Source organism: Terribacillus halophilus (assembly GCF_900162685.1).
Taxonomy (GTDB): domain Bacteria; phylum Bacillota; class Bacilli; order Bacillales; family Amphibacillaceae; genus Terribacillus; species Terribacillus halophilus_A.
Genome location: NZ_LT727828.1, coordinates 1,397,774 through 1,413,760, shown reverse-complemented (window position 1 = coordinate 1,413,760; position 15,987 = coordinate 1,397,774). Strand labels below are relative to the sequence as shown.

At 40.6% G+C, this 15,987-nt stretch carries 18 protein-coding genes, 2 pseudogenes and 1 other annotated feature; of the genes and pseudogenes, 3 read left to right on the top strand and 17 right to left on the bottom strand.

The genetic code is table 11. From position 1 onward, the window contains the following. Positions 1-11: 11 nt before the first annotated feature. From B1K52_RS11665 to B1K52_RS11595, 15 genes and pseudogenes are all read right to left on the bottom strand, one after another. Positions 12-542 (bottom strand): Spo0B domain-containing protein, encoded by a 531-nt coding sequence (locus B1K52_RS11665; RefSeq protein ID WP_077308419.1) that lies wholly within the window; start codon positions 540-542, stop codon positions 12-14. 129 nt (positions 543-671) lie between these two features. After that, positions 672-962, bottom strand: coding sequence for a 50S ribosomal protein L27 (rpmA, locus tag B1K52_RS11660; RefSeq protein WP_077308417.1), 291 nt, complete (start codon positions 960-962; stop codon positions 672-674). Between the two features lie 14 nt (positions 963-976). Next, positions 977-1,306 carry a ribosomal-processing cysteine protease Prp gene (locus B1K52_RS11655; RefSeq protein WP_077308415.1) on the bottom strand — a complete coding sequence of 110 codons (330 nt, stop codon included), beginning with the start codon at positions 1,304-1,306 and terminating at the stop codon, positions 977-979. An 8-nt stretch (positions 1,307-1,314) separates the two neighbouring features. After that, the gene (gene rplU / locus B1K52_RS11650) at positions 1,315-1,623 is read right to left on the bottom strand and encodes a 50S ribosomal protein L21 (protein WP_077308413.1); all 309 of its coding nucleotides are present in this window, start codon (positions 1,621-1,623) and stop codon (positions 1,315-1,317) included. Between the two features lie 12 nt (positions 1,624-1,635). Next, positions 1,636-1,713 (bottom strand) — a sequence feature (ribosomal protein L21 leader region). Between the two features lie 35 nt (positions 1,714-1,748). Continuing rightward, positions 1,749-3,161, bottom strand: coding sequence for a ribonuclease E/G (locus B1K52_RS11645; protein WP_077308411.1), 1,413 nt, complete (start codon positions 3,159-3,161; stop codon positions 1,749-1,751). Between the two features lie 8 nt (positions 3,162-3,169). Then, positions 3,170-4,024 carry a site-2 protease family protein gene (locus B1K52_RS11640; protein ID WP_077308409.1) on the bottom strand — a complete coding sequence of 285 codons (855 nt, stop codon included), beginning with the start codon at positions 4,022-4,024 and terminating at the stop codon, positions 3,170-3,172. Then, positions 4,011-4,775 carry a M23 family metallopeptidase gene (locus B1K52_RS11635; RefSeq protein ID WP_077308407.1) on the bottom strand — a complete coding sequence of 255 codons (765 nt, stop codon included), beginning with the start codon at positions 4,773-4,775 and terminating at the stop codon, positions 4,011-4,013. The genes B1K52_RS11640 and B1K52_RS11635 overlap by 14 nt, the downstream gene beginning before the upstream one ends. Positions 4,776-4,872: 97 nt before the next feature. Continuing rightward, positions 4,873-5,622: a class I SAM-dependent methyltransferase gene (locus tag B1K52_RS11630; protein ID WP_077308405.1), complete on the bottom strand. Its 750-nt coding sequence runs from the start codon at positions 5,620-5,622 to the stop codon at positions 4,873-4,875. Between the two features lie 147 nt (positions 5,623-5,769). Further along, on the bottom strand, positions 5,770-6,375 hold the full coding sequence (locus B1K52_RS11625) for a trimeric intracellular cation channel family protein (protein WP_077308403.1): 606 nt from the start codon (positions 6,373-6,375) through the stop codon (positions 5,770-5,772). A 76-nt stretch (positions 6,376-6,451) separates the two neighbouring features. Further along, positions 6,452-7,249: a septum site-determining protein MinD gene (gene minD, locus B1K52_RS11620; RefSeq protein ID WP_077308401.1), complete on the bottom strand. Its 798-nt coding sequence runs from the start codon at positions 7,247-7,249 to the stop codon at positions 6,452-6,454. Then, positions 7,242-7,928 (bottom strand): septum site-determining protein MinC, encoded by a 687-nt coding sequence (gene minC / locus B1K52_RS11615; protein ID WP_077308399.1) that lies wholly within the window; start codon positions 7,926-7,928, stop codon positions 7,242-7,244. Before minC ends, minD begins: the two co-directional genes overlap by 8 nt. A gap of 35 nt (positions 7,929-7,963) precedes the next feature. After that, a complete protein-coding gene (gene mreD, locus B1K52_RS11610; RefSeq protein WP_077308396.1) occupies positions 7,964-8,503 on the bottom strand; it encodes a rod shape-determining protein MreD in 540 nt (179 codons plus the stop codon). Further along, entirely contained in the window at positions 8,503-9,399 is an 897-nt protein-coding gene (gene mreC / locus B1K52_RS11605; RefSeq protein ID WP_077308394.1) for a rod shape-determining protein MreC, read from the bottom strand. The genes mreD and mreC overlap by 1 nt, the downstream gene beginning before the upstream one ends. A 12-nt stretch (positions 9,400-9,411) precedes the next feature. Then, the gene (locus B1K52_RS11600; protein ID WP_077308392.1) at positions 9,412-10,452 is read right to left on the bottom strand and encodes a rod shape-determining protein; all 1,041 of its coding nucleotides are present in this window, start codon (positions 10,450-10,452) and stop codon (positions 9,412-9,414) included. Positions 10,453-10,698: 246 nt separating this feature from the next. After that, a pseudogene (locus B1K52_RS11595) lies at positions 10,699-10,926 on the bottom strand (JAB domain-containing protein); the annotation flags it as partial. Between the two features lie 101 nt (positions 10,927-11,027). On the opposite strand from B1K52_RS11595, the gene B1K52_RS11590 reads away from it, so the two are divergent. Next, positions 11,028-12,482: a recombinase family protein gene (locus B1K52_RS11590; protein ID WP_077308390.1), complete on the top strand. Its 1,455-nt coding sequence runs from the start codon at positions 11,028-11,030 to the stop codon at positions 12,480-12,482. A gap of 703 nt (positions 12,483-13,185) precedes the next feature. Beyond that, positions 13,186-14,064 (top strand): helix-turn-helix domain-containing protein, encoded by an 879-nt coding sequence (locus B1K52_RS11585; protein WP_077308388.1) that lies wholly within the window; start codon positions 13,186-13,188, stop codon positions 14,062-14,064. On the opposite strand, the gene B1K52_RS11580 is transcribed toward B1K52_RS11585, so the two are convergent. Both B1K52_RS11580 and B1K52_RS11575 read right to left on the bottom strand, forming a co-directional pair. After that, positions 14,061-14,813, bottom strand: coding sequence for an HNH endonuclease (locus B1K52_RS11580; protein WP_077308386.1), 753 nt, complete (start codon positions 14,811-14,813; stop codon positions 14,061-14,063). The two genes, B1K52_RS11585 and B1K52_RS11580, sit on opposite strands and share 4 nt — an antisense overlap. Positions 14,814-15,369: 556 nt before the next feature. Continuing rightward, entirely contained in the window at positions 15,370-15,639 is a 270-nt protein-coding gene (locus B1K52_RS11575; protein WP_077308384.1) for a type II toxin-antitoxin system HicB family antitoxin, read from the bottom strand. Positions 15,640-15,778: 139 nt separating this feature from the next. Between B1K52_RS11575 and B1K52_RS17990 the strand changes: the two are divergent. Further along, positions 15,779-15,987: pseudogene (locus tag B1K52_RS17990) on the top strand (DUF4263 domain-containing protein); the annotation flags it as partial.

The window sequence follows — 15,987 nt, the reverse complement described above, 5'->3', positions numbered from 1 at the left end:
GTTTCACCTCATTAATTACACGCAAGTACAATTGTACAGCGAGATTTTTCCTCTGGTAATGATTCAATCTTCACTTCTTGCACACAATCCTTCTGTCCAACCATCTGCAAATTGCCCCAGCCCGCGAACTTTCCACCAAATGCAAGTTCGATGATTGGCTTGTCCTGCTTGGTTTTCACATGCAGCACGCCTTCGTACAGCTCCATCTCCTGCGTACTATCAATCAGCTCATCCATTACTGCTTCTAAGTTTCCGCGGATTTTTCGATCGTATTCCCAAATACTTGGTATCTGCTCGTCCACTTGGAACTTTATCCGAAACTGACTGTACGTCCAATTGAAGGCCAGGATCCACACCGAAGTCTCTGGTATATTCAAATTGGATAACTTTCGCTCTTCATCAGCCAAGCGAATCGCTTCCTCGATTTTCTCTTGTACCTTTTCATCCTTACCTAATTTGGAATAGCTATGTAGGAGTTGAAGCCGATTCATCCATTCATGCCGAGTATAGCCTAACAGCGTCATAACTTCATGGTATTCCAACTATATTCCTCCTTTACGGAAAAGCAGTCGAGAGGGCAGCTTCTTTTCCATTCTAGCATTATGTGGTGCAATTAGATGTGGGTTAGAAAAAAAGACCCTAACCCGAAGGCTAGAGTCTCTCTGCAAACATTAAGCTTCTTGAGCTACAGGATATACGCTGACCTTTTTACGGTTACGGCCATAGCGTTCGAATTTGACAACACCGTCGATTTTAGAGAACAATGTGTCGTCGCCTCCGCGTCCAACGTTTGTACCTGGGTAGATTTTTGTACCGCGTTGACGGTAAAGGATAGACCCGCCAGTAACAAACTGACCGTCAGCACGTTTCGCGCCTAGGCGTTTGGATTCGGAGTCACGTCCGTTTTTAGAACTACCAACACCCTTTTTGGATGCGAAAAACTGCAAATCTAGACGTAGCATAGTGGTGCACCTCCTTATTGTTCGATAATTCTTATATGCTTCCCATAGTCCTGTTCAATTGTTTGGAGCGATACGAGCATGCCTTCCAGCAGAAGCGACGCTTTATCAAGCTGCTCCTCGGACAAGTGAGCGGGAAGTACCACACGAAGATACCCACCGTCACCACCCTGCTCTACCTCTGGTTCAAACTCACCGAGAACGAAAAGACCGTTCACGGCTCCAAAACTTACTGCCGAAACAGCTGCGCACACAAGATCGTAGCCATAAGGGCCGCTTTCTGCATGTCCGCTAAGTTCAAAGCTATGAATATCTTCGTCAGCACGGTTGATTGTAACAGTAATCATGGTCTGCCTTACGCGTTAATTTTGCCGATTGTCAATTTAGTATATGGCTGACGATGGCCTTGTTTGCGTTTGTAGTTTTTCTTCGCTTTGAATTTGATCACGTTGATCTTCTTCGCGCGGCCTTGTTTCTCAACAGTTGCAGTAACTGTCGCACCGTCTACGAATGGAGCACCGATTTTAACATCGTCGCCTCCAACTACCAATACTTTGTCAAAAGTAACTTCCGCACCATTCTCCACTTCCAATTTCTCAACGAAGATAGTTTGTCCTTCTGTTACTTTAACTTGTTTACCACCAGTTTCAATAATTGCGTACATAACGCACCTCCTCTATTCACTCAGACTCGCCATCACAGGCGCCTTGTGGCTTATGGTATACCCACCTGATCTGTGCGGTTGTAGCACGGGTGCTACTTCGTGTAACATACTGATGTTATCATACATCAAAAAAGATTGTCAAGACTCTCTAAGCCATCTCTTTTAACAGTCTCTTCATCTATCTCTTCTAATTTAAATACCGCTTTGTCCTGATAACGTACATAAACAGATGCAGAAACAGCCATTCTTTTCGTTAACTCTACAAAACGCCTAATCTCCGCTTTTTTGCCGGATAAGACATAACTGCGGTCCGTCTCTGCTTTCAGGAGGTCCCGTTCCAGTTGGAAGCATCTCGATTCAAGTGAAAGTTCGGGTTTTACGGCTTTTTGCAATTGATTTAGTATGGAGGGCCGTTCTCGTTTTCGGGATACTTCTAAAATACCAAGCTTGGTAAATCCATATACTTCTGTTCGCTGATTGTCTTGATGAAGCGCCTGGCGGAAAGTCTGAAGAACAGCACGCTGCTGATCAGAACGGTTCATCGAAACAAAATCGATTAGTATGATACCGGAAAGATTTCGCAGTCTCATTTCCCGGGCAATTGCTTTTGCTGCAAGCTGATTGACCATGACAGCAGTCTGCTGCTTATCCGAATGTCCTTTATAACCCGCACTATTCACATCAATTACCGTCAATGCCTCTGTTTGTTCAATATGTAACGTAATACCTCTATCAATATGGACAACGGGCGAAATCAGCTGCTCCCAAAGCACAGCTAAAGGTTGCGGCAGCAGCATTTCTGCTTCTTTTTCCCATTTAATTTTCTCTTGAAACGATGGAAACTGCTGTCGCAGCTGGCGTGCTGCAAAACCATCATCTACAATAATCTCCTCAATCACCCCTGCTGGGATTCGCCGGAGCAGTTGATCCGGTATAAGTGCATCATGGAAAATCGGTGCCGGCGGCGTGCTGTCATTGGCTGCAATCTCTTTCCACCTATTCCGAAGCAGCTGCAATTCTTCCGATAATGCAGTTTCTGATTGCTGATCTGCTTCTGTCCGGACAATGACACCTTCTTCTGGATCCAGCAGTTCGGTAAAATGTGTTTTCCACTGTTCTGCTCTTTCTTCCGGCAATTTCTTAGACACTGCCACATACTGTCCATTCGGCAAATAAACAAGTACTTGCCCTGGAAGCGTAATAATGGCAGAAAGTTTAGCACCTTTTGTGCCATGTGCATCTTTTTGCACTTGTACAAGAAGGGTTTGTCCTTCCTGTATTGCCTGTTCAATACGTAGTGAGGCATTCTGTTTACATGCAGGAATTTCCTGGCGCTGCAAGAAGCCTTGCCGTTCATCTCCAAAATCGACAAAGGCAGCTTGCAACCCTTTATCCACATAGCGCACAATTCCTTTATACATATTGCCCACTTTTGACGTTTTACCAGGCCGATCAAGAAATACTTCCATCACTTGCCCACGTTCCACTGCGAGCGCTACTTTTTCTGTACCTTTAAAAAACAAATATAATGATAGCATGAATTTCCTCACTGTCTGTTTTGCAGAATATCCGCTACTGTGCAATGTGCCTGCTTGTTTTTAAAATACATATCACTGCATTGCTGTTCATCCAATACTGCATTGTTCCCTTTTACCACAATCATATGCCGCCTGTTCCTCCTGAATTGTGAAAGGATATCCAGAAGCGTTGTATCAAGGCTGGCAAAAATGGGGGTGCAAATTACGCCGGTTGGTCCAAATGTGGCTCGCTGCAGCAGAAAACGCAGAAACACATAATAGCGTCGTTTCCATTCTAGCCGATTTTCCCACAATAGAAAACAGAGAAGACTAACGGTGCTTAATGTAAATGGCAATGCGATACATACATAAAGAAGGATAGCTGCTCCAACAAAACAACTAAAACCAATTAGTACAGCGTGCGCTTTACGATAAGGAAGCTGCATCGAGAGGATGAGACCTACCAGCTTTCCGCCGTCTAACGGCCAAATCGGCAATAAATTGAATAAAAGAATCGTCGTGTTATACATATAGGCTGTCTCCAAGACACCTTCCGGAACAGCTGTTGTTTCTCTTAAAAAAAACAGCACCGCGTATAGAATGATATGAACAGCAGGTCCTGCCAGTACGACAACTGCTTCTTCCCGGATGCGTCTGTTTCCATGCTCTTCTGTTTCCATCACACCACCAAACACCCACAGCATAACCCGGCGAATACGCCAGCGATAATGCCGTGCAGCAAGAAAATGACCCATTTCATGGAGAAGTACAATTCCGAACAAAATCATCACTTCCATCAGCATCCCCGTCAGTATTGCTGCCAGCAGGAATGCCCAAAAGATGGGATGCAAATGAATCGGCGGCAGCCAGTTATGGTGCGTCAACTGGTGCCTCTTGAATTGGATTTAGAAACTTATTCCCTTGCTGAAGGGCAAAGTAGATTGATTGGGCATTCTCTTCATTTGGAACAAATTCTCCGATTTTATCATTTGAGCCGATACGCTGGTATTGGTTTACTTCAATAGCTTGCAAATGGCCATAAATACTTTTGCTTTTATCCGCATGCTGAAGAATAATTGTTTTTCCTGTATCTCTGTCGTTTCCAGCAAATATAACGATTCCTTCCTCAACCGCTACCACATCTGATTTTTGTTCAGATTCAATGAGAATGCCTTCTTTTGATTCATCAAACGGCTGCACCACGGTTCCATTAACAGGCATTGCCTGCGCTTCTATTGCTTCTGCCGCCTCTTCCCCTGGCTTTAATGCCACTGGGTCTCCGAATCTCTCCTGGTACCAGCTATTCACCGTTGCAAAAGGGAATTCCTCCGTCAACGCCGTTAACACGGTTGCTTTCGTTTTTTCCACAAATGGATGATCAGCCTGCAAATAAAGCGCTGTTCCGAAAAACAAACTCGCAGATACAATTAACCGAAACATAAAACGAGAAGCAAACTTAGATGTATTTTCTGTACGCGGCGGTTCATATTTTGGAGTCGGTCCAAACCCGTGCGACTCCTCTTCCTCAATCGTAAAAGGCGTAACTGTTTCAGCTATTCCTTTTTGTATCTGTTCTCCTTTAAGTCGTTTACGATCTGCAATTCCTTTTCGTACCGAATGTAAATTCTTCCCCATAACGAACCCTCCCTCTAGGCCTTTGTACAAGTCTATGAGCAAGAGAGACAAGTTATTAAAAGAAGCGAAAAAAGCCTCCTGTTAGGGAGACTTTGTGTTACTTACGTGCAGCAGCAAGCAAAAAACGATGCTGCTTCACATCGAGAAAGCCTTTCTTCTCGATAAAGTGATGCAATTCAACTAAACAATCCCGATAGGCTTCGATTGTAAAGTGAGGTATTTGCCAAGGTATTGCTTTCAAATAAAAGACAACCGCTCCTACGTCGTAAAACCGCATAGAAGGAAAGGCTTCTTTTTGTTCAAGCAAGACTAGTTGATCCTCTAGCTCTTCTGCTGCTGTTTGAAGCTTCCAGTTTTGATAAGTTGTATTTACAGGAGCTCCAAGTAATTCATTCAGTGCGGTGCAATCTGTCCCGCCCACCTGCTGAGTGAGAAAGATTCCACCCGGCCTTACTATTCGTTTCACCTCAGAAACAGAATAAGACTCATGTTTGTTCAAAATCAGATCGAACGTCTGTGCAGCAAATGGCAGTTCATCATCCTTTTCGATTTGAAAAACTTCCACCCCTAGCGGCTTTAGCGTTTCCTTGGCGATTGGCACGTTCGGCAGATATCCTTCTGTTGCTGCTGTATAATGGGGCAGCGGCAGCAGCTTGGACAGAAACTCTCCTCCGCCAGTTCCCATATCCAACAGGCTGTTCGCTTCCAAAAGATACTTTCTCGCTTTACTTCCATACGACCATGGTAAAAGCTCATATTGGATACGCCCGGTATCTTCTATAAAAGAAAAATCCCAACCGGAAAAGGATTTGTGTGTATCTTGTAAAAGCTGATCAACTAAATTCATTCGTTTCTCCTCCTCTTTTGTACAGGTATTCGTATACAGGCAGAGCAGGAGGGACCGCGTATCCGTTGTTATAGAGGGTGCTCCTTATGCATGGCATTTTTCTCCTTTTTCCTAATTATAACAAAAAGACCAGCAGATTGCTGATCTTTACTGATAATGCATCTTTGGAACTGGCAGCTGCCATTTGCGGTGGAAAGAATAAATACGCAAGAAAATAATGCTCGCAAACAAAGCATATAACAAGACAGGATGATTGGCAGCCCCAAGCCCGATAATAAGGCCTGCCAACGCCGCCCAGCTGCCGTAAATCTCCGCCTTGAACACATATGGTTTTCGTCCGGCAAGCAAGTCGCGCAGAATTCCGCCGCCGCTACCTGTCAGAAAGGCAGCTACCATAATTGCCAGCAGACTATGATCAAGACTAGCAGCGTGCAACGCCCCTTGGATAGCGAATGCGGCTAAGCCAATTGCATCTGCATACAAACCAGTCTTTTTCCAAGGATGACTAATCCATTTAGGAAAAATGAGAATAATAGTTATCGATATAAAAGCTATGTAGAATAAACTCGTTTGTGACCACAAATAAGAAACCGGCAAACCAATCAGAAGGTTTCGGATAGCGCCGCCGCCAAATGCCGTTACAAATCCCAGAATAAAGATGCCAAAAACATCATATTTTGCTGCCATCGCTACCAGCGCACCGCTAATAGCAAACGCCGCTGTGCCAATTATGCTAAAAATCTCCCATGTCATGTTGAACATTCCCCTTGCTCTTATTGGACATAAAAAAACTCGTAACTCTCTCCAGAGCTACGAGTTTAACATAAGTTCATTTGCTTTTGGAAAAAAGTTTTTTCAATCGGCTAAACATGCCTTTTTGATCTTCAAAACTCATAAGCGGCACTGACTCCCCCAGTATACGGCGGGCAATATTACGATAAGCAATACTCGCCTTCGTATTCGGCTGGAAAGCGACGGGCTCTCCATGGTTGGAAGCTTTGATAACTTGTTCATCATCCGCAACGATACCAAGCAAGTCGATTGATAGCACTTGGACGATTTCATCTACTTCCAGCATGTCTCCATCTTCTACCATGTGATTACGAATTCGGTTAACGATCAATTTAGGCGGTTCAATATCTTCCTGCTCAAGCAAGCCGATAATCCGGTCTGCATCACGTACACTCGGTTTTTCCGGTGTGGTGACGACAATCGCTTTATCTGCTCCTGCCACAGCATTCTTATAGCCCTGCTCAATACCGGCAGGACAATCAATAATAATATAGTCAAATTCCGGCTTCAGCTCAGCCACAATCTTTTCCATACCTTCTGTTGTCAAATCAGACTTGTCACTCGTTTGCGCAGCTGGCAGCAAGTACAAATGATCAAAGCGCTTATCTTTAATCAGTGCCTGCTTCAGTGCGCATCTGCCGATGATAACATCAATAATGTCATAAATGATACGGTTCTCTAACCCCATCACAACATCTAAATTACGAAGACCAATATCTGTATCAATTAAACAGACCTTTTTCTCCATTAGAGCAAGCGCTGTTCCCAGATTGGCAGAAGTAGTCGTCTTACCTACTCCTCCTTTACCGGATGTAATAACGATTGCTTCACCCATTTAACATTCTCCTCTCGAAACTGCTGATGCCCGGACGTTTGCGAACTACTGCCTGCAAACGGTCGATGATGATTTTTTGCTGTTCGTCATCGATATGCCCGCATTCCATATAAACACCATCTGTCTCATGATCGGGCGCGCGGCTGATATAACTCGCGATTCGAAGCTGTGTCGGATTCATATACGAGGCAGCGATAACAGCATCCGTGTTACCGTCTTTCCCCGCATGCGCAATTCCGAGTAAATTTCCCATAACAAATATATTACCCGTAGCGGTAACACAGCCGCCAGGATTCACATCCCCAAGCAACAGTAAGTCACCTTTCACCTCCAGCACTTGGCCAGAACGGACGACGCGGCTGACTGCCTTTACCTCTGCTTCTTCCTTCCACTCTATTGCCGCTTGCTTCGTGATAACTTCAGAGTGAACGGACTCAATCCGCAGACGCTGCTTGCTCGTAATCATTCGACAAAGAAGCTCCTCTTGCTCCTTTTCTAAATAACGGTTGCCTAATTGTATATGTACACCAACAATTTGGTCAGCCGAATCAATCCGATTAGCAGCAAGCTTCTCTTCTAATTCCTTTAACAATTCTTCAAAAGAGCAGGCATCATCCATGTGCAAAGACAGCCCTTCCCGGGTACCTTTAATTGTGATAATCTGTTTGTTTCCAATCAAGATGGTCACCTCCGTTCGTCGTCTGATTTTCTTATTTATAAGCTAGTCGTTCTTCTAAGCTGCGAATCGGACCATTTCTGCAGAGGCTTTTGGAAAATCAGATACAAGATTACTAGCATGATAAGGTTGGCACCGAGCGTTGGCAAAAGCCGATGCAGCAGATAGGTAACAAAGCCCATTGGCGCAATGCCGATTACATAATAAATCACATAACCGATAGTATCTGCAAATATAATCGACAAAAGACCAAGCAATGCAGCTACAAAAATATTGCCATGCAGCACTCTGCGCAATTCCAGAATTAAATAAATACTGAAACCATATGTGAACATATACACGCCTAAAATATCCGTATAGACGATATCTTTCAGCAGTCCGAAAATAAGCGCATACGGTAAGCTGTAGTACGAATTATCCAAATCATAAAGCATTGCAATCAGCACTAAGAATAAAAGGCTCCAGTGCGGAATCAGCCACGTATCACCGCCAATAAACTGCTTAGGAAGCATGGCGGTGGCTACTCCTTCTAAACTAACAATTAAGAGCAAGATTAGCGGCAAATAAAGCTTTTTCATCACAGCCCCTCATCTCCATTGCTTGTGGAAGCATCTTTAGAGGCAGCGTCAATAACTAAAACTTTATCGATATTATACAAATCAGCAGTAGGTTTGACATGTACGGTTTGAGATAAGCCGTACTCATCCAAGTCTACTGAATCAACTTCGCCGATAGGAAGTTTATTCGGAAATACGCCTCCAAGTCCCGATGATGTAACCAAAGAGCCTTTTTTCACTTCTAAATCAGGTTTAACACCAGTAAATAGAAGCATGCCCTCTTTTTCATCATATCCTTCGATCAAACCAAAGATAGGATCCTGTTGCTTACCATCTTTATTTTTTTTACTGTCTATTACTGCTGAAATACGGTTTGTCTCATTAAATCCGCTCAGCAATTGGACCGAGGCTGTCCCGCGGCTCACATCTTCTACCTTGCCGACTAATCCGCTAGCTGTCATGACAGCCATGTTTGTTTCCACACCATCATCTGACCCTTTATCAATTGTCAGCTGATCAAACCAGCCTTCTGGACTGCGGACAATCACATCAGCTGGAATAGGGTTGTAGTCCATGGATGTGTAATCATTAAATTTATCATTGGTTTGCTGTAACTCATCATACTGCTGTTCCAATTCTTGATAGCGGGAAAGCAAGCCTTTATAGTCGTCCACTTTCGCTTTAAGTACTTGGTTCTCTTCATATGTGTTCTTCAAGTCTTTTATGTTTGTGACAACTGTGGAAGTAAACTGCGCAGGAACAGAAAAGATATTCTGCACAAATCCAACTGTATCACTTACGATCTGTTCTGGTAATGTCTGGCTGCTCCGATCCCTGGTTGAGAAACCGATCAAACCTACTAAGATGATGATCGCAATCAGAAAAAGGAACATCCGTTTTTTCTTAAAGAAATTCATAACTCACCCAACTCATTTTTTGGTTGCTTTGGAAAATACATGCGGATGTGCACGGAAATGTTCGATAAATTCAAGCGATTTTCCCGTACCAATAGCGACACTGTCCAGCGGGTTTTCTGCTACAAAGACAGGCATTTTCGTTTCTTCACTAATAACACTGTCCAAGTTGCGCAGCATAGCGCCGCCGCCAGAAAGAACAATACCGCGGTCCATAATGTCAGCTGCCAATTCAGGCGGCGTTTTCTCCAATGTAAGCTTCACAGCATCCACAATGGCGCTTACTGTATCTGCCAACGCTCCAGAAATTTCTTTCGCATTAACACTAATTGTTTTCGGCAAACCTGTCAGAAGGTCGCGTCCGCGAATCTCTGTTTCTTCGTCTCCTTCCGGTACACCCGCGTGACCAAGATCCATCTTCAGCTGTTCCGCAGAACGTTCGCCAATCATAAGGTTGTACGTCTTCCGGATATATTGCGTGATTGCTTCGTCCATGTCGTCACCAGCAGTACGGATCGACTGGCTCGTTACAATACCGCCCAAACTAATAATCGCAACTTCTGTCGTACCGCCGCCGATATCGACAATCATGCTGCCTGTTGGTTCCCAAACTGGCAGTCCGGCACCAATTGCAGCTGCAAATGGTTCAGCGATTGGAAAAGCTTCTTTTGCTCCAGCTTGTTTCGTTGCATCGATAACTGCACGCTCTTCTACCATTGTAATACCAGATGGAACGCACACCATGACGTTTGGCTTTTTCGCAAAAGAAGAACGGTTGCGCTGCGCTTGCTTAATATAATATTTCATCATCGTTGCTGTTGTATCGTAATCCGCAATTACGCCATCCTTCATTGGACGGATTACACGGATATTTCCAGGAGTTCTGCCAATCATATTACGAGCGTCACTTCCGACTGCTTCTACCTGACCTGTTTCTACGTTTGTTGCCACTACAGATGGTTCACGGACAACTACGCCTTTCCCTTTTACAAAAACCAATGTATTTGCTGTACCTAGGTCAATTCCTAAGTCTTGTGATAAACTGAATTTCGCCACAATTAATTCTCCTTTTCCGAGTCCGTTCCTGTTTCAGCATAGCTGCAAACAGCCGTGCAAACTTCTTCATATCTTGTCTCATTTTGTCGTACTTTATCATAGCAGATTTTTATCAGCCAGACATAGTTTATCAGGTAAGAAAATATACCATCAGAAGAAGCGCCAGCTAGTAAGAACTACCATGCTAGGCGCTTATCTTCAAAGCTAGTTATAATTATACGAGAAAACTAAAAAAATAGATAGTAATTACAAGTATCCTTTTTCCTTCAGTGAAATAAACTTCCGATCCCCGATAACTAGATGGTCCAGAAGCTCTATACCAATCATCTTGCCGCACTCCTGCAGACGTTTGGTAACGTGGATATCTTCTTGTGACGGGGAAGGATCTCCTGATGGATGATTGTGCGCACAAATGATAGAAGCCGCAGACCGCCGGACAGCTTCGCGGAATACTTCCCGAGGATGTACGATAGAAACAGTCTTTTCTTAATCCTATATATATCTAAAGTGTCACACTTCATATCCTACTTTCTAACTAATGGAGTGAAGTGTAAATAGGAAAGGAAGACATTATAATGAAGAGAGTCGCAATATATGTGAGGAAGTCCAGAAAAGATGAAAATAGCTCAGAGGATAAATCACTTGAGTTACAAATTGATACCTTGATTAGGATTGCAGAGAAGCACAATTATTCCTACACAATATATAAAGAGATTGGCTCATCAGTTGATAGCAATAGGACTGAGTATCAAAAATTAAAAGATAATATCCAATTAGGCATTTATGACAATAGTTATATTTTAGCAAAGCACACAGATAGACTATCTAGAGATTTATTAGAAGCATTAACATTTAAAAACCTACTTGAAAAACATCATATTAAACTGCACACTCCTGATGGAATATTTGACTTCTCCTTAGATGATGTGGATTTTGCTAATAACATACAGCTTATGTTAAATCAGCAAGAGTATAAGAAGACAAGGAGAAAGTTGTTAAAAGGAAAAGTTGAAGCAGCTAAATCAGGAAACTATATGAGCTCTGTTATAGCTTTTGGTTATAAAAGAGATCCTTATACCAAACAGCTGCTGATTGATGAATCTAAAGCACCTATAGTAAGGTCTATTTTTAAACTAGCAGTTGGTGGTATTCCTATAAATGAAATAACTAGGATAATTAATCAGAAAGGTTACAGAAACCAATACAACAGACCTTTTTCATCAACAGCCATGAAATACATTGTTAAGAATCAAATTTACATTGGGAGGATTGTATACTGTAGCACTTCCTTAGGTGAAGAAGTGATCAAAGATGAGGCACATGAAGCTTTAGTATCTCAAGAAGACTTTTATAAAGTGCAAGAGCTTATAAAGACTAGGATCACAGGCTATGGTAGGAGAAGTAAATTAGGTCTCAAGAGCCCTTTAAATTCATTAATAGTATGTGGTAAATGTCATTACCCTCTGATCTTAGACAAAGACTACCAATACAAAGAACCTACCTACTATACAAAGAAGTGTCATAAATGTGGTGGGACAGTAGGTCAAAAAGTGTCTATAGTAGAGAAAGCAGTTTTTAATGCTCTAGATGAATACAATGATCAAATCTTAAATGAGATAAATAGTCTGGATAGTTTTACTATAGATGATGTCAAAGAAAAACTGACATATGACCTAGCGCATCTTCAGAAACAGTTGAGAAAAGTAAAGGTGAAGGATGACAACCTACTTGATCTGTATCTAAATGGTGAAATAGAAAAATCAAGATATCGCAGCAGAAAAGATGATCTAGATGAAGAAGCTGCTTCCCTTAATCAATCCATTGCTGATATAAAGACAGAAATAGAGCAGCAATCTGTGGAATCAAAGAAAGAGCAAATGCTGAAACTTTACAACCAATCTAAAATGATATCCTCTTTATCATTACATGAGCAAAATCATTTATTTTCATTACTGATAGAAAGAGTGCTTCTAACTAAAACAGAAAAGTATAGTGTTCCTGAAATAACAATAGTTTGGAGAGAGCTTTAATAGGCTCTCTTTTTATGTACAAAAAAAACACCAGCAGATCTACTGGTGTCAAATTACCTTGTATACAAATGATACTAACTTTTTGACATTACACCTTCCAACCTGTCTAACAACAATCTCTTTTTCATTACTCTTTTCAAGCTTTTTGCCTTTAATAGCTTTCTTCATTTACATAAACCTCACTCAAGTGTATTTTATACTACACTCCATAGTTATATGTTTTAAGACAAACTGTGACACTTGAGCTCTTTTAATGCTTTTTCATCAAACACTTGAGCATAATTCACTTTTACAAAAACCCAAAACCCTTAGAGCCCCAAGGACTATAGCCTTTTTTATTAATTGCTATCCCTCTTTATCTTGTAGATTATTAGGCTGAAGACTAGCCCTTCCTTTCAGTCAGTCCTCAACAATAAACAAACAATCAATTAGAGCTTAAATACCTAATGTAAAGCTTTAAGTACTATTCTCACTTTGTACTATTAATAGTTACTCTGTTTTCTCTTCTTTTGTATGATGGGGCACTTGTGCCCAAGCCTCTAGGCTTAGTCTTTTAATTTTTATAACCTGTGTAGCTACATTATGAAAAAATAAAACAAAATCTGATAGTTATTTTCATTAACTACTTTATTCCTTTACTAGTAGCTGGACTTAAAGGAAAGGAGATTACTCCTTATTACTAATGTTAAGGGGATTAAGATAAATGACTAGGTTAATGAATTTAGAGACTAATGAAATTATTGAGGTAGCATCATACAGAACAGAGAAACAGCAGGCTGCTTACATAGCAAGTAAACAAGCAAAGGCATCTAGAGATCATTTAGATACAGTGAGAAAGAGATCAATTAGTCATTTTGTCTTTACAGAAATGGGATGCTTTGAGGGCAGCTTAACTTTGTTGAATAACAAGGAGTTGGGTTACTTTCTACTATTGCAGGTATATGTAGATTACAAGAATATGGTTAAAGCCAATGCAGATGCTAAGACTCCCATGACTACAAAACAAATAGCTGAAGTTTTGGGAGTTACAGAACAGACAGCAAATAGGATATTAAAGAAACTAGAGAAGCTAAGTCTTATTTTTAGAGACAAAGTTGTAATTGCAGGGAGATCTTATAAAGCTGTATTTATTAACTCTGATTATTGTTTTAGGAAGTCTAAGCTTGGGGAGTTTAGCGATAAAAAGACTGATAATACTGTGAAGGTCTTTATTGAAAGCTTACAAACTGCTTATGAGGAAGGTTTACAACCTGCTGAAATTGGCTTCATATATAAGACCTTACAATTTATTCACTATGATACTAACCTATTGGTTATTAATCCATCTGAAAAGGACTTGGATAAAGTACAAACATTGTCACTTGATGCATTGGCTACTGTTGTAGGCTTATCAGTAGAAGAAACATCTAGGAAAGTGGGAAACCTTCAGTGGAATGGTATGTATGTATATGGCAAAATCAAAGTAGGTAGGGAATTGATGATAAAGGCTAACCCTCACCTACTATATAGAAAAGCAGGAGAGTTTGATAAAGCCTTAGGAGCTGAGTTTATAGTTAATGGTAAACACAACAGTATAAGTTAATAGTAGCTGTACAGCTGCTCTAGAGAGATGTTGATACCACTTTTAATGAGCCTCTCTCTCCTACTATTGAATAACTTATCTAGAATATCTTTCTTATCCTCAAACAGCCCATAATGAATTTTCTTGTGACAGACTAAACATAATGAAACTATATTTGCATGGTTATCTAAGCTACAGTCAAACTGGTCTTGGTGTTTAAGAGATATGAGGTGATGTGCCTCTACATAATTCCTTTTACTGTATTTAGAAACAAAGTACTGATGCTGATTGTCATACTCACATAGATAGTCAGCATTAGACACTGTTTCAGCAGCAAAACTTGAATTTCTTTTCCATACCTTTTGATTGTTTACTTTTCTAAAAGTAGGCTTAGGTCTAGGCTTGTCTTCTACACTGTCAATAATAACAGCAGGATCTTCTGTTAAGTACCTCTCAAATTCCTTTTCTTCTCTTAACAGCTCTGCTTCTAATACTGATTGGCTAATGTGCTTCTCAGCATACTTCTTGTAGTGTTTAAGAGCTGTACTATACATTCTGTTTCCTTTATCATCCTTTTCCCTAAAAGCAGCATTGTTAAGAATTACATCTATGTAACTTGCATCATCTATGTCATATAAGTTGATACTATCTAACCCATAGCTCTCTAGCTCTAATGACACTGTTTCTATAGCTCCAGTATATCTACCAACAGAGTAAGACTTTAGATTAGTATTAGCTTCAAGCCATTGTTTAAATGATCCCTTATTCATTCTTTACCTCTTTCTTTCTATACCAAAAAGACATGATACTGTTAATGGTCTTGGATATTCACTTTTACTAAAAGGTTGCTATATCAGCCTTATAGACATCAAGCATCCCATTTTTTCCAACATGAATAATTTTAAAAAACACTATCCTCAAAAACTGTAGGAGTTAATAATCAGAGCAGCTTAGCTCTGTCTGTTTCTTTATATTTATTTTGATACATACTTTTGAGACTCTGAAAGCATTGATAATACATTGTTTAATTAAGTGTCTCATAATCATCTGTTATTGAGACTGTGATGATGCTGCAATATCTCAGATCAATTTATTGTATCAATCATCTGTAACAATTCTCAGCTTTACCCTCCCCACAGGGGGGAGCATAGGTAGCAGGTGGTGGGGTCAAGTGCCTGTAACATTTACACAATGGAAAAATACCTTTTGAGAGTAATATACTGTTGTAGATGTTTTTCACACTAACTTTTCTGTATTAGAGATGGGGTTAGATCACTATTTTTGCTTGAGCTATAACTGCCTTTTGGGCAACCATTAAAATTACTCTCACTTCCTATGTAGACCATCAGTATTTACTTGGATATTCATTAAACTAGCTCCATTGGGGATTATTACTGCATTCGCTGGACAAGCATAAGGAATTCTCTCACCATTCTTTTCAAGCTTGAATAAGTGACACCTTAATGTGTCCTCAGCCCCATCTAGGGCATCTAACAGATCCTTTCCATATGTAAAACAACCTACTAAATCAGGGAAACTTACAAATATTTTTTCTTGATTAGGTGATAGTATTGCATAGAATTCATAAAGAGGCATGAAAGGATCTCCTTCCCTTTAAAAGGTAGTCATCATTAAACTAATAGTACCATAATTTATTCCAATAAATACAATAAAATGAATCTATGTACCTAATATTGTGGTATGCTTTTATTAATAGTATGACAGGAGGAATATTATGGAGAATTATTTTGTTAATTCAACATCAAAAGACTCTGCTGTTGGTAAGGACATTATATTAAGAGAAACAACAACAACTAAACTAGTATTTAGACCTCTAATAATTAACAATAAACACAATAAGGAAGAGTCAGTTAAAGGATCATTTATATTTCAGAAGAAAAAAAGAAATGATTTCTGGGAAGATCATAAAGAGCTTGAATTAAG

Coding starts and splice junctions, on each gene's coding strand:
- rpmA (WP_077308417.1), bottom strand. CDS start 962: ATGCTACGTCTAGATTTGCAGTTTTTCGCATCCAAAAAGGGTGTTGGT.
- B1K52_RS11655 (WP_077308415.1), bottom strand. CDS start 1,306: ATGATTACTGTTACAATCAACCGTGCTGACGAAGATATTCATAGCTTT.
- rplU (WP_077308413.1), bottom strand. CDS start 1,623: ATGTACGCAATTATTGAAACTGGTGGTAAACAAGTTAAAGTAACAGAA.
- B1K52_RS11645 (WP_077308411.1), bottom strand. CDS start 3,161: ATGCTATCATTATATTTGTTTTTTAAAGGTACAGAAAAAGTAGCGCTC.
- B1K52_RS11635 (WP_077308407.1), bottom strand. CDS start 4,775: ATGGGGAAGAATTTACATTCGGTACGAAAAGGAATTGCAGATCGTAAA.
- B1K52_RS11630 (WP_077308405.1), bottom strand. CDS start 5,622: ATGAATTTAGTTGATCAGCTTTTACAAGATACACACAAATCCTTTTCC.
- B1K52_RS11625 (WP_077308403.1), bottom strand. CDS start 6,375: ATGACATGGGAGATTTTTAGCATAATTGGCACAGCGGCGTTTGCTATT.
- minD (WP_077308401.1), bottom strand. CDS start 7,249: ATGGGTGAAGCAATCGTTATTACATCCGGTAAAGGAGGAGTAGGTAAG.
- mreD (WP_077308396.1), bottom strand. CDS start 8,503: ATGAAAAAGCTTTATTTGCCGCTAATCTTGCTCTTAATTGTTAGTTTA.
- mreC (WP_077308394.1), bottom strand. CDS start 9,399: ATGAATTTCTTTAAGAAAAAACGGATGTTCCTTTTTCTGATTGCGATC.
- B1K52_RS11590 (WP_077308390.1), top strand. CDS start 11,028: ATGAAGAGAGTCGCAATATATGTGAGGAAGTCCAGAAAAGATGAAAAT.
- B1K52_RS11585 (WP_077308388.1), top strand. CDS start 13,186: ATGACTAGGTTAATGAATTTAGAGACTAATGAAATTATTGAGGTAGCA.
- B1K52_RS11580 (WP_077308386.1), bottom strand. CDS start 14,813: ATGAATAAGGGATCATTTAAACAATGGCTTGAAGCTAATACTAATCTA.
- B1K52_RS11575 (WP_077308384.1), bottom strand. CDS start 15,639: ATGCCTCTTTATGAATTCTATGCAATACTATCACCTAATCAAGAAAAA.